The sequence below is a fragment of the Flavobacterium defluvii genome, from assembly GCF_900129555.1.
GTDB lineage: Bacteria > Bacteroidota > Bacteroidia > Flavobacteriales > Flavobacteriaceae > Flavobacterium > Flavobacterium defluvii.
In genome coordinates this window covers 349,549-363,479 of the sequence record NZ_FQWC01000005.1, presented here as the reverse complement: position 1 = coordinate 363,479, position 13,931 = coordinate 349,549, and the positions used below count along the sequence as shown (strand labels likewise).

Sequence of the window (13,931 nt, the reverse complement as noted above, 5' to 3'; positions counted from 1 at the left end):
ATGGCGGTGCCAATGAGTCCGGATCAGGTTTTGGCAAAACGCCACGGAATATTCAAACACCAATCACAGAAAGACGGTGTTGTGTTTCAGGGAACTGATTCAAGAGAATTTTGGCAGAGAGCCGAAGACCGAAATAAAGAAACGGCACAAGTTTACCAACAAATGGGACTTTCAAGCTACGCAGCAATGGAGGCTTTTGTCAGATGGCATTATTAAGCTGCTGAGGTTCTAAGCTGCTGAGGTACTAAGTTTTTGCCACTCCCGATAGCTATCGGGATAAATGGATTAAAAAGATTTTTAAAAGCTGCACTTAAATCACACACAGCTTTTTAAATAAAGCTCTGCGGACTTTGAATTGAAAATTCAACTAAAAAACTACTTAGTGAACTTTGCGTAAAAACTTTGCGCGCTTTGCGGTTAGATTTTTTCACAGCATAAATATTATACAAAAATGGCATTAATAAAATCAATTTCAGGAATAAGAGGAACAATTGGCGGGGTTGTTAATGAAAATTTAACTCCGGTAAATGCTGTCAAATTTGCCGCAGCTTACGGAATGTGGCTTAAAAGTGAAAACTCAAATCAATCGTTAACCGTAATTATAGGGAGAGATGCCCGAATTTCGGGAGAAATGATTAGCAATCTGGTTTCGAATACGCTTACGGGTTTAGGAATTAATGTGGTTGATATTGGTTTATCGACAACACCAACTGTTGAGATTGCAGTGACTTTGGATAAAGTTGATGGCGGAATCATTATTACGGCAAGTCATAATCCGAAACAATGGAACGCTTTGAAATTACTAAATCATAAAGGAGAATTTTTAAATGCCGAGGCTGGAGAAAAAATCCTAAAAATCGCCGAAGATGAAAATTTTCATTTTGCAGAAGTGGATGATTTAGGAAAATACGAAAAGAAAGAAGGTTACATTGAAAAACATATTGACGAAGTTTTAAAATTAGATTTAGTTGATGTTGAAGCGATTAAAAAAGCCAATTTTAAAGTAGTTGTCGATGCCGTTAATTCTACGGGCGGAATTGCGATTCCAAGTTTATTAGAAAAATTAGGAGTAGAATGTGTGAAATTATATTGCGAACCAAACGGACACTTTCCACATAATCCGGAACCTTTAAAAGAACATTTGACTGATATTTCAGAATTGGTTGTAGCAGAAAAAGCCGATTTCGGAATTGTGGTTGATCCAGATGTTGATCGTCTGGCAATTATTTGCGAAGACGGTTCAATGTTTGGCGAAGAATATACGCTTGTTGCCTGCGCCGATTATGTTTTAGGAAAAACAAAAGGCGACACGATTTCTAATTTGTCATCTTCGAGAGCATTACGGGACATTACTTTAAAACACGGCGGAAAATATCAGGCAAGTGCTGTTGGTGAAGTTAATGTGGTGGAATTGATGAAGACAACAAAAGCTATAATTGGCGGAGAAGGAAATGGTGGAATTATTTATCCGGCGTCACATTACGGACGGGATTCGTTAGTGGGAACGGCATTGTTTTTATCGCATTTGGCACATCAAAAAATATCGTGCAAAACGCTTCGCAAAAGCTATCCGGATTATTATATGAGTAAAAGTAAAATTGAGCTGACTCCCGAAATCAATGTTGATGAAGTTTTGGAAAAAATTACTCAAAAATTCAAAGATGAAAAGCCAAATTGCATCGATGGAGTCAAAATAGATTTTGAGGAAGAGTGGGTTCATTTGAGAAAATCAAACACAGAACCAATCATTAGAATTTATACCGAAAGTAAGTCACAAAAAAATGCCGACGAACTGGCGGAAAAATTTATTTCGGTCATTGAAAATTTACTGTAAAAATAGTGGTGTAAAAAATGGGTACAGACAAAATTTAAATTTATCATTAAATCAATAAAGTGCTGATTTTAAAATAATAAAAAAATCATTTAACTGCATTTTTTAATTAAATGAATATTAAAATAAATGATTTGTATTTCAGGTTATAATAAAATTTTTTACACAATTTTTTAAATTCTTACAATGTAAATAATTAAAAATGATAAGAATTTAATAATACTTTTTTTAAAAAATGTGCTCGAAAACACTTTTTTTATGTGCACGAACACATTTTTTTGATTTTGGCATTGTTTATTAAAAAATATTATTTAGTTTAGCCATAAGTAAGTTTAAAACGAGGACTTTTTAGACACATTTTTTAGGTGTAAAATTCAATTTTAACGAATAAAAAAACAGATTAAAATTTCGAAAAATATCCTTTCTTAAAATTGATTGGAAATAGATTAGAGAAAGAAAAAAATATCAGAAAAACAAAAAATAACCAAACAAAACAAAAACAAAAAACAGACAAAAATTATGAAATCAAAAAAAACATAACCGACCCATTTCGCTTTGCGTTTGCTAAAAGCCTTAACCAATTTTTACTCACGCAAAGTTTGCTTTTTACATTAACCATTAAACTAACCAGAATAATATGAAAAAAAGTAACAAGTTATTATACAGTAACTATCAGGAAATAAAATTCAATTTTAAGACATTACTCACGGTCTTATTCCTGATAGTTTCTGTTTTAAAAGTAAGCGCAGCTTCCTCTACAGAGAGCAGCGGAAAATCAAAAATAGAGAACAAAAAATCAGAAGCAGATATTACAATTAAAGGAATTGTTTTAGATGAATTGGGGCAGCCAATGATTGGAGTTACCATTTTGCCGAAAGGATCTTCAAGAGGAACGACAACAGATTTTGACGGAAGTTATACAATCGTAGTTCCTGCTGCCACAGAAGCGCTTTTGTTTTCTTATGTAGGTTACGAAACAAAAGAAGTTGCAATAGCCGGACAAACAACAATCAAAGTCTCATTAGTTCCATCGTCAAAAAGCTTAAATGAGGTAGTTATTGTAGGTTACGGAACTCAAAAGAAGAAAAATGTATTAGGTGCAATTTCTTCAGTAAAAGGAGAAACACTGACTTTATCTTCTGCACCTTCAGTTTTAACAGCACTTCAGGGTAAAGTTGCCGGTTTGCAAATTTCTCAAAACAGCGCGCAGCCAGGCGGAGGATTTAATATCCAGATTCGTGGAGCAGGTTCTATTAACGCAAGTAATGATCCTTTAATAGTTATAGACGGATTTCCGGTTACAAATTTAGAACAGCCGGGAACTGGAAATCGTTACAATGGCGGAACGCAAAGTATTTTAAATTCATTTAACCCAAATGATATCGAATCTATTGAGGTTTTAAAAGATGCGAGTTCAACAGCAATTTATGGAGCCAGAGCTGCAAATGGTGTAATCTTAATTACGACAAAAAAAGGAAAAGAAGGCGATGTAAGAGTGGATTATTCAGGTTCTTATTCTTATCAGGCTTATAATAATGCGTATGAAGTTTTAGATTTAAAAGAATGGATGCAGTTAAGAAACGAAGCTGCAAAAGAAAACTGGGAATTTATTAATAAAGTATATCCATATTCTCCTAAAACTCTGGAAGAAGCAAATGCAGCTCCGGTAAACGGAATTCCGTATAAGAGACTTTATTCTGATGAGCAAATCAGAAACGCAGGAAGAGGAACAGACTGGCTTGGACTTGTAACGAGAGACGGAATGATCGAACAAAATAACCTTTCACTGCGTGGAGGAACAAAATCTACAAAATACTTTTTATCAGGAAACTTATTCAATCAGGAAGGAGTTATTAAAAATTCTGGTTTAAAGAGAAGCACTTTACATTTCAGCATTGATCAAAAACTGACAGATTATATCAATTTTGGTATGAATATGACCAAAAGCCGAATCAAAAATCAAAACTCACAATTGGGAGGCGATCAGTTTGAAAATTCAGGAATCATAAGATCAGCGATACAACAGAGCCCGGAAATTTTAGCGATAGATGAACTAGGAAATTATCCAATAAACCCAGATAATGCTTTAGAACCAAACCCGTATTCATTATTAACCATTTCTGATGAAGGTGTTATCGATCGTACATTAACAAATTTCTATGCAGAGATAAAACCAATTGCGGGACTTACAGCAAGATTTCAGGCTGGTTTTGATCAGGGAAATTCAAAAAGAAGTACTTACCTGCCAAGAACTACTTTGTATGGGGCTTTAGAAAATGGTAAGGCAACGATAAATTCTCAGGAAAAAAACGATGATTTATTTGACTTCACATTAAACTATACAACAAAAATAATGGAAGACAATACTTTTGGTCTGATGGTTGGTTATTCGCAGCAAACTTATAGAACAGAAGCGGCTACATTAGGAAACAGCAATTTTATTACAGATGCTTTTTTATGGAATAATATTAATGCCGGTGCAGGAACAAAAGTTACAGCATCATCAAAATCTGAAAATAATTTTGTGTCTTATTTTACCAGATTCAATTATTCATACAAGGATAAATACATGCTTACATCGACAATTCGTCGTGACGGAGCGAGTGTATTTGCAAAAAACAATAAATATGGATTGTTTCCGTCAATTGCAGTAGGTTGGGATGTTTCTCAGGAATCATTCATGAGAAAGATAAACAATTATGTATCGCAGCTTAAACTTAGATTTGGATACGGACAAACGGGTAATGCTTCTATTGGAGGAAGTGCTTTTGGAGCTTTCTATGCACAGCCGGCTTATTTAAATCCAGATGAATCGATAATAATTGGCGTATTCCCTTCAAGACTTGAAAACCCTGATTTGAAATGGGAAACAACAACAGAAAAGAATTTAGGTCTTGATTTTGAAATTTTAAACAGAAGAGTTTCAGGATCGGTTGAGGTTTATGACAGAGTAGTTTCTGACTTGTTAACCGTAAAACCAATAAATAGTTATCAGGAAATCAACACGGTTTGGGCAAATATTGGAAGCACACAAAGTAAAGGTGTTGAGGTTACATTAACTACAAAAAACATTGATAGTCCAGATTTAAAATGGAATACGACTTTTACTTATTCACAATTTAGAACAAACTGGAAAGAACGTGCTCCAGACTGGAAACCTTCAGTTTATATGAATTATAATGATCCTGTTCGTGCACAATATAGCCAAATTGCTGATGGTGTTATGCAGATTGGAGAAGTGGTTCCGGCGCAGCCAGATTTATATCCGGGACAAATTAAAATTAAAGATCTTAATGGTTTTGTGAGAGATGCGAACGGAAATCCGGTAACGGATGAAAATGGAGTATTCTTAAGAACAGGTGCTCCAGACGGCAAAATTGACGAAGCTGATACTGTTTTATTGGGTTCATCAGATCCGGATTTTGTAGCAGGTTTAAGCAATACAATTATCTGGAAAAACTTTCAGTTAAACTTTCAGTTTAATGGAATGTTTGGAAGAAAAATTGTTGATCAGACTGATTTTGCTTATGGCGTAACTGCAGTAGGTGTGGCACAAAATGGTAGAAATGCCATAAGAAGTATTTATGACAGATGGACTCCGGATAATCCAACCAATACACGTCCGGGTTCGCATTTTGGATATACACAATATGGTTCAGGAGATTTCTTCCTGCAAGACGCTTCATTTGTTCGTTTACAAAGTGTTTCACTTAGCTATAATTTTCCAAAAAAATGGTTTGGAAAATACATGCAGGGAGCAGCAATTAGACTTGACGGGCAAAACCTTTTTACCATTACAAAATATGATGGTATAGATCCTGAAACAGATGGATATGCAGCAGCTTATCCAAATGTAAAAACATACACAGTAGGTATTGATCTTAAGTTCTAATAAAAAAGAGATATGAAAAATTTAAAAAATTATATAGTTGTATTATTGATGCTTGCCTTTTCCGGATGTAGTGAAGATCTGGAGTCTATCAATTACGATGAAATTAACCCGAGTATTTTTCCAAGCTCGGAGGCTGATATTCAGGCTATAGTAGCTTCTGCCTATTATCCGTTAAGAGGTTCATACGGAAACGGAATCCACTCTACTTCAGAAAACGGATTAATGTTTATGCTGGATGCAACTACAGAAATTCTGCAAGGCCCTTACGGTGTACAGCAAGAAGCTTCTCTGCACAGTTATAAAGCAACGTCGACAGCGTTTACACGTTTTTATGATGTGTTTTACAACAAAATAAGCGGTATGACTTTGAGCATCGACAGAATCCAGTCATCAAATGTAAATGAGTTGATAAAAAAGCAAGCTATTGCTGAAATCAAATGCGCAAGAGGATTATTGGCTTACGAACTTTTTGATTTATACGGACCGCTTGTTGTAGCGCCTTTAGATGTATTAAAAAATCCTTTGAAAGAAGAACCTTTGGCAAGACTTACAAATGCACAAATGGTAAGTTTTATTGAAAATGATTTAAAAGACGCTGCGGCAGATTTAAAATCTCCTGCCGAGACTGCTTACGGAAGATTCAGCAGCGGAATGGCAAGAATGATTTTGATACGATTATATCTTCATGAAAAAAGATGGGCAGAAGTTGAGGAACAGGCCAATGCTATCATGGCAATGAATTATTATGCATTAGAATCAAATTATGTTGGTTTGTGGGATGTAAAAGCGCCAGTAGACAGTAAAGAAGTAATCTGGGCAGTTCCGGCAGATTATGCAGGAACCAGCGAAAACCAATGGCAGTTAATGGCATTACCAAATAATTTTCCGGGCCGCGGCGGTTACGGAACTATTCAAAGCTCATGGACTTTTTATGATTCTTTTGAAGCTACAGATATTCGTAAAACAGCACTTGTTGCCGAGTTTACAGGAACTGATGGCGTAACATACAACAGACAAAATCCTGCAAACTATATGCAGTTAGGACCAATTCCGTTAAAAATCGATCCGGATGCAGCCAGAACAACAGCATTAACAACGGTAGATATTATTGTATATCGTTATGCTGATGTTATTTTATCAAAAGCTGAAGCATTGGTAAATAAAACCGGAACGCCAACACAAGAAGCAATTGATTTGGTAAACATTGTGAGAAAGAGAGCACAGATCAGCGAAATTCAATTAGCTGATTATAACACGCTTGCCAAATTCAACGATATGATTCTTTTAGAAAGATCTCACGAATACTGGTGTGAAAACGGACAATATCGTTCAGACTTAATCAGACACGGAAAATATACAGAACATGCTCTTGCCTTAAACGGTTCAGCAAGTCAAAGTGCCCCTTACAAAGCTTTAATGCCATTTTCTTTAGAAAGAATAAGCGAAGGAAAAGGTAAATTTATTCAGAATCCTGGATATAATTAATTAGAAGACGGATATCACAATTGGTGAAGGAATAAAATAAATCAGGATAATTTAATTATACAAAAAATGAAAAATTTACTAATGTTAATCTGCCTTTTTCTAAATGTCGCGTCAAGCTGTCAAAGCGATGGAGGTGATAAAAATGATGGAGGAGAAGTAGACGGAACTTCAAAAGTAACGTATACTGCATCCAACGAAGTTTTTACAAATCCGGAACGTGGATTTATGCATACGTGGCAGGTAAATTCAGAAGGTGCGGCAATGACGGCTGCATCTTTAAACAATCTGAAAAAAGAAAACGTAAGTCTTATTCTGCGTTTGTATTATTTGGAAAAGTTTAAAACTTCGGCTTTAAGCCAGACAGAATTAGATCTTATCAAAACTGATTTTACGCGTCTTAGAGAAGCTGGATTAAAATGTGTTTTACGTTTTGCGTATACAGATTCACAAGATGGTTCTGATGCTTCTGTGGCTGTTATTTCAGGCCATTTAGATCAGTTGAAGCCAATTTTGGAAGAAAACAAAGATGTAATTGCTTTTGTTCAGGCAGGATTTGTTGGAGCTTGGGGAGAATGGTATTACACTACAAACCAGCTTACAACGCCGGCAAATAAAAAACTGATTATAGACAAGCTTTTAGCATCTTTTCCAAAAGAAGTAAAAATTCAGTTAAGAACTCCAAAAATCAAACAAGATTACGTTGGAACAACAATAGCAATGGACGCGACAGCTGGTTACGGAACTTCAAATACAGCTCGTTTAGGTTTTCATAACGACTGTTTCATGGCAAGTGTTGACGATTACGGAACATATATAGACATTACTTCCGAAAAAACATATATAAGCAATGAAGCCCTTTATGTACCAACAGGAGGAGAAACTTGTCCGCCAACAGATGTTCCGGTTGCGAGCTGCAGTACTGCCGAAAAAGAAATGTCTCTTTTAAAATGGACGTATCTAAATCTTGATTATTACGGTCCGGTTCTGCAGGAATGGAGAAACAACAACTGCTTTACAGACTTTGAAAGAAAGCTGGGTTACAGACTTTCATTAGCATCGTCAAGTGTTAAAAAAGAAGCAGCTGTAAATGGTACTTTAGAGTTTCAGGCATTATTAAATAACGGTGGTTTTGCACCGGTTTATAATCCGAAAAATGCTTATTTAATTTTAAGAGCAACTTCTGGCGGAACAGTTTATAAGAAAAAGTTAAATTTAGATGTTAGAAAAGTAGTGCCAAGAGTAACGTACGATTTGAAAGAATCAGTGAACTTATCCGGAATTCCGGCAGGAACTTATGAATTGCTTCTTAAGATTGAAGACAGCTCAACAAAACTAGTTGACAGACCTGATTATTGTATTCGCTTTGCCAATACAGGAGTATGGGAAACGGCAACAGGTTTCAATAAATTATCACAAACGGTTATCATTAAATAGTTATCAAAACATTTAAATTAAAAACCATGAAAAAAATAAAACTAACCAAATACATAACATTACTAGCCGCTATGTTATTGCTAACGGCTTGTTCGAGCGATAGTTCGTCAGACGATTCAGCGACAAAACCAACCGCAGATTTTTCATTTACAAATGATGGAAGTACGTTCACTTTTACCAATCTTTCAACAAACGGAACAAAGTACAGATGGGATTTTGGAGATTTATATTATACATCCGGAGAAAAAGATCCAGTTTATACCTATAAAATTGGAGGTGAAATTAGAGTTTCTTTGACCGTAACAAACGATAAAGGCGAAGAAGCATTCATCACCAAAACCATAACTGCCCCAAGAATTATTATTATAGATATTAAAATCGACGGAAAATTTACAGATTGGGATGATGTTGCCGTAACCGATCAAAATACTTCTGGAAACGGTTCCATTCAAAAAATTAAAATCTGGGCTGGAGGTCCAAATGTAAATGTGTATTTAGAAGGAAACAAAAAAATGCTGATGGAACTGGTTGATATGTACATCAATACCGATGGAAATACCCAAACGGGATTCTTACACAGCAATTGGTCACAAGGTTCTGGAGCAGAATTTTTATTCGAAGGTCCGGTTGTAACCAACGGCTGGGGACAATTCTACAACCATACCGATCCAAACGGTGGCTGGGGCTGGGCCGGAATTGCAGGTTCTGGAGCAAATTTAAAAGCGTCATCAATTGTTAGTTTAAATGACACCACAAATGCGATCGAATTCAGTATTCCGAAATCACAATTAGGGACATTAGGAAGTTCAATAGGTATTGCCATTACCGAAATGAATTCAGGCTGGGGATTAGTTGCCAACTTCCCTGAAGGACCTAAGTTCTCTACACTTCAATTGTAGTTTGTCATCGATAGCCGGTCAAAATGTGCCATTTGGCGGAGAGTTTTTTGGAGATTAATTTTTTTAAGCCAAATGGCATAAGCTATCGAGTTTACATAATTAAAATAATCCCGGTCGATTAAAATAATCCGGGATTATTAAAAAAAGAAATTGAGAATATGACTAAAACAATTGCCAATAACCGATTAATGTCTGTAGACGTACTGCGAGGATTTGATCTTTTGATGATTATAGTGGCAGACCGATTTTTCTATAATTTAAATGCAGCAGCAAATACAAGTTTAACCAAAATACTTGCCGATCAGTTTGAACATCCTGAATGGATTGGTTTTCATTTGTATGATGTTATTATGCCATTATTCTTATTTGTTGTAGGCGTTGTAATTCCGTTTTCATTAGGAAAAAGAAGTATACAGTCAGAATCAGATTTTACAGTATATCGACATATTTTAAAGCGATTTGTAGTGTTGTTTATATTAGGATGGACTGTGCAGGGAAATCTTCTTGAACTAAACATCTCAAAATTTCACATCTTCAGTAATACACTTCAGGCGATTGCAGTAGGTTATTTATTTTCGTGTATTGCTTATTTGAATTTATCAAAAAGAGGAAGATATATCTTCTTTATAATTTGTCTCGTTCTATATGCAGTCTTATTATCAATTCCGAGTTATTTTGGTCACAATTTCGAATTATTACCAGAAAAAAATCTTCCAATATTTATCGATCAGCAGGTTTTTGGACCGTTTTACGATCAAACACAGTATTCCTGGCTTTTAACAGGTTTAGGATTTACAGCCACAACATTATCAGGATTGTTTGCCGGAGAATTGCTTTTGTCTTCTCTTTCAAGAAAAAAAATAGCACTTTACCTTTTCTTAATCGGAGTAACCGCAATTATTCTGTCATTAATAATTGGTATTTGGCATCCTATTATTAAAAAAATATGGACAAGTTCATTTGTAATTTTTTCATCAGGAATCAGCTTTGTTTTATTAGCTTTATTCTATTGGCTTGTCGACGTTCAGGGTTATACAAAATGGGCTTATCCATTTAGAGTAATTGGTCTAAATGCAATTGCAGCTTATGTTGGGTCGCATGTTTTTAATTTCTCCTTAATAGCCAAGCAGATTTTTTTCGGGTTTGAGCAATTTACAGGCGCTTATTATGACGCATTTTGCGACTTGGCCGGTTTTGGAATTCTTTATTTCATACTTTGGTATATGCACAAAAACAAAACCTATATAAAAGTGTAATAAAACAAATGGTTACAAATAAAACGTTCAAACAAAAAATATCATTAAAATAAACAAAATGAAAAGCTTAAAAATTTTATTACTAGCATTTTTGCTATTCAAAGTCTGCGATACATCGGCGCAGCTTATTAAAACCAAAACACCAAAAAGAGACAAAGGGCAAACCGATGTTTTACGTTTGGCAACACCAGCAATTCCGCATGTTCGTGTAGCAGTTATTGGTCTGGGAATGCGTGGCACAGGTGCAGTAGAACGTATTCCGCATATTCCCGGAGTAGAAATTGTGGCATTATGCGATATGCTGGAAGAAAGAACTAAAGCGGCAAACGATACATTAGCCAAACTTGGAGCACCAAAAGCGCAGGAATTTTTTGGAGAAGACGCCTGGAAAAAAGTAACAAAACTAGATAATGTCGATCTGGTTTATATCGTAACCGATTGGAAACATCATGCGAATATTGCTGTACAGGCTATGAAAGACGGAAAACACGTAGCTGTAGAAGTTCCGGGAGCATTAACTATGAAAGAAATTTGGGAGGTTATTGATACTGCCGAAAAAACACGTAAACACTGTATGATGCTGGAAAACTGTGTTTACGATTTCTTCGAATTGACAACTTTAAACATGGCGCAACAAGGTTTATTTGGAGAAATTCTTCACGCCGAAGGATCTTATATTCATGGACTTCAGCCGTATTGGCAAAACTATTGGAATAACTGGAGAATGGATTACAATCGCAAACACAGAGGAGATATTTACCCAACACACGGAATGGGCCCAGCTTGTTTAGCTTTAAATATTCACAGAGGTGACAAAATGAATTTCCTTGTTTCTATGGATACCAAAGCAGTTGGAAATCCAGCATTTATAAAAGAAAAAACAGGAGAAGTGGTAACCGATTTTAGAAATGGAGACCACACAATGACGATGATTCGTACCGAAATGGGAAAAACAATCCAGATTCAGCATGATGTTACAAGTCCAAGACCTTACAGCAGAATGTATCAATTATCTGGTACAAAAGGTTTTGCTAATAAATATCCGGTAGAAGGTTACGCAATTGATGCCAAAGAAGCCGGAGCAGAAATTTCTAAAAACTATCAAAATCTTAATGCCGAAGAATTTGTATCTGAGGATGTAAAAAAGATTTTAATGGAAAAATATAAAAATCCAATCGTAAAAGATATAGAAGAAATGGCCAAAAAAGTGGGCGGTCACGGCGGAATGGATTTTATTATGGATTACAGAATGTTTTATTGTCTGCAAAAAGGACTTCCGCTTGATATGGACGTTTACGATTTAGCCGAATGGTCTTGTTTAAGTCCGTTAACAGAAATCTCTTTAGATAATAATTCAGCTCCGGTTGAAATTCCGGATTTTACCCGCGGAAGCTGGAAAAAATTGAGTACAGTTGAGTTTTCTAAATAAAACTTATTAAATCGAGCATTTAGTTTTTAGTGTTAATATTGTTAGTTATCCAAAAGCCTGTAAATCCCGAATTTACAGGCTTTTTTGTATAAAAAATCAAGTCTTGATTAAATAATAGTGATGTAAAGATAGCCAGTGGTTGAACTACGGGTTATGTTTTTAAAATGACTAAATAGTCTCGATAGATTTACACAAAATAGAAACAGCTTTTTCCATTTCTTCTTTTTCTAAATGTCCAAAACCCAATCTTGTAGCGGTCAGATCTTTAGTTTGATATAAAATGGTTTTGGGCAGAAACAGATCATTTTTGGCGCATTCTTTTTGCAGTGTAATCAAATTGAATTTATCAAGCCATTCAATCCAAACCGCCAAACCTCTTGCAGGAACTCTAAATTTAATCTTGCCTTTTAGTTTTTCATTCAGTAAGAAAACAAAATAATCACGGCGTTCTTTATAGATTTTTTTATTTTTTTTCGAAAGCCTGTGCACTTCGCCTTCGTTAATCCATTCCGTTAAAACCTGTTCTTTGAGAACATCAATTCCGGGTTCGAGAATATTTTGATGTTTTTCTAGTTCAGCAATAAATTCGGGCGGCGCAGCCACAAAACCATAACTAAATCCAGACGGAAGCGATCTTCCAAACGAACCAATATAAACCACTTTTTGATTGGAATCAAAAGCCGCTAAAGGCAAAATTGGATTATTATCATAATGAAAATCAAAATCATAATCATCTTCCAGAATCACAAATCCGTATTGATTGGCGAGTTCCAATAATTCTTTTCTTCTTTTGGCACTCAACGAAATTGTTGTAGGATAATTGTAATTGGAAGTCAGATATAAAAGCCTGATTTTGGTTTCTTCGCAAATTTCTTTCAAACGATTCGTATCAATTCCGTACTGATCAACGGGAATTGTGATAATCTGCGCGCCGGTATTCGTCAGCGTCATGTTTGAAATATAATATCCCGGAGAAGCCACAACCACTTTATCGCCAGAAGAAATCAACACTTTTGTAACCAGATACAAACTAATTTCGTGACTGCTCGTTGTGAGTAAGTTTGACGTAGAAATTCGCAAACCGCGTGTAAGATTCAGATAATTTGAAAAATGGGTTTTAAAATTCAAATGCGACCGAATTTGAATCTGTTCGTATGTTTTTGAAGTTTTTTGTCTTTTTAATTTTGAAACATAAAGACGCGCCAAAATATCATTTTGAACCAAACGTAAATCCGGCATTCCGTCATTAAACTGATAAGTAAGATTATTTTTTTCAGTAGGATTTTCAAGAATAGTTGAACGTCTGAATTCAAAACCGGTATTGATCTGAGAATGATTTTCTTGTTTCGAAATTATAAATTCAGTACTATTTTTTTGTTTATGCTGAGAAAGAATAAAAGTTCCTTTATTCGGAAGGGTTTCAATCCAGCCCTGCGATTCTAAATCCTGAAAAGCCTTAATTAAAGTATTTCGGTTTACAGACAAAAGTTTACATAAAATGCGTGTACCAGGCAATTTTGTTCCCTCGGGAAGAAATCCAGTTTGTATTGCTTTTATAAATTCAAAAACGATCTGCAGATAGATTGCCATGTTTTCTTCCGGCTTAAGCCGAATAAAACTTTGAAAAGGAATTTGAACCGGACCACTCATAATTATAAAACTGGTATACTTTATTAGTACGGCAAGATACTACTTTTGCAAAAAT

Annotated in this window: 8 protein-coding genes and 1 pseudogene; 8 read left to right on the top strand and 1 reads right to left on the bottom strand. The window is 35.2% G+C overall.

The features are described from left to right. The 8 genes and pseudogenes from BUC29_RS13615 to BUC29_RS13575 form a co-directional block, all read left to right on the top strand. A pseudogene (locus BUC29_RS13615) lies at positions 1-216 on the top strand (glucosamine-6-phosphate deaminase); the annotation flags it as partial. A 235-nt stretch (positions 217-451) separates the two neighbouring features. Continuing rightward, complete coding sequence (glmM, locus tag BUC29_RS13610) at positions 452-1,834, top strand: phosphoglucosamine mutase (protein WP_073416712.1); 1,383 nt, start codon at positions 452-454, stop codon at positions 1,832-1,834. Between the two features lie 634 nt (positions 1,835-2,468). Then, complete coding sequence (locus tag BUC29_RS13600) at positions 2,469-5,723, top strand: SusC/RagA family TonB-linked outer membrane protein (protein ID WP_073416710.1); 3,255 nt, start codon at positions 2,469-2,471, stop codon at positions 5,721-5,723. A gap of 12 nt (positions 5,724-5,735) precedes the next feature. Continuing rightward, on the top strand, positions 5,736-7,208 hold the full coding sequence (locus BUC29_RS13595) for a RagB/SusD family nutrient uptake outer membrane protein (protein WP_073416709.1): 1,473 nt from the start codon (positions 5,736-5,738) through the stop codon (positions 7,206-7,208). Positions 7,209-7,274: 66 nt separating this feature from the next. Then, positions 7,275-8,642, top strand: a complete 1,368-nt coding sequence (locus BUC29_RS13590; RefSeq protein WP_084538651.1) for a DUF4832 domain-containing protein — start codon at positions 7,275-7,277, stop codon at positions 8,640-8,642. 26 nt (positions 8,643-8,668) lie between these two features. Further along, entirely contained in the window at positions 8,669-9,541 is an 873-nt protein-coding gene (locus tag BUC29_RS13585; RefSeq protein ID WP_073416707.1) for a PKD domain-containing protein, read from the top strand. Between the two features lie 158 nt (positions 9,542-9,699). After that, positions 9,700-10,797, top strand: a complete 1,098-nt coding sequence (locus BUC29_RS13580; RefSeq protein WP_073416706.1) for an acyltransferase family protein — start codon at positions 9,700-9,702, stop codon at positions 10,795-10,797. Positions 10,798-10,855: 58 nt separating this feature from the next. Continuing rightward, positions 10,856-12,226, top strand: a complete 1,371-nt coding sequence (locus BUC29_RS13575) for a Gfo/Idh/MocA family protein (protein WP_073416705.1) — start codon at positions 10,856-10,858, stop codon at positions 12,224-12,226. 168 nt (positions 12,227-12,394) lie between these two features. On the opposite strand, the gene BUC29_RS13570 is transcribed toward BUC29_RS13575, so the two are convergent. Then, positions 12,395-13,876 (bottom strand): aminotransferase-like domain-containing protein, encoded by a 1,482-nt coding sequence (locus tag BUC29_RS13570; protein WP_073416704.1) that lies wholly within the window; start codon positions 13,874-13,876, stop codon positions 12,395-12,397. Positions 13,877-13,931 lie beyond the last annotated feature (55 nt).

Coding starts and splice junctions, on each gene's coding strand:
- glmM (WP_073416712.1), top strand. CDS start 452: ATGGCATTAATAAAATCAATTTCAGGAATAAGAGGAACAATTGGCGGG.
- BUC29_RS13600 (WP_073416710.1), top strand. CDS start 2,469: ATGAAAAAAAGTAACAAGTTATTATACAGTAACTATCAGGAAATAAAA.
- BUC29_RS13595 (WP_073416709.1), top strand. CDS start 5,736: ATGAAAAATTTAAAAAATTATATAGTTGTATTATTGATGCTTGCCTTT.
- BUC29_RS13590 (WP_084538651.1), top strand. CDS start 7,275: ATGAAAAATTTACTAATGTTAATCTGCCTTTTTCTAAATGTCGCGTCA.
- BUC29_RS13585 (WP_073416707.1), top strand. CDS start 8,669: ATGAAAAAAATAAAACTAACCAAATACATAACATTACTAGCCGCTATG.
- BUC29_RS13580 (WP_073416706.1), top strand. CDS start 9,700: ATGACTAAAACAATTGCCAATAACCGATTAATGTCTGTAGACGTACTG.
- BUC29_RS13575 (WP_073416705.1), top strand. CDS start 10,856: ATGAAAAGCTTAAAAATTTTATTACTAGCATTTTTGCTATTCAAAGTC.
- BUC29_RS13570 (WP_073416704.1), bottom strand. CDS start 13,876: ATGAGTGGTCCGGTTCAAATTCCTTTTCAAAGTTTTATTCGGCTTAAG.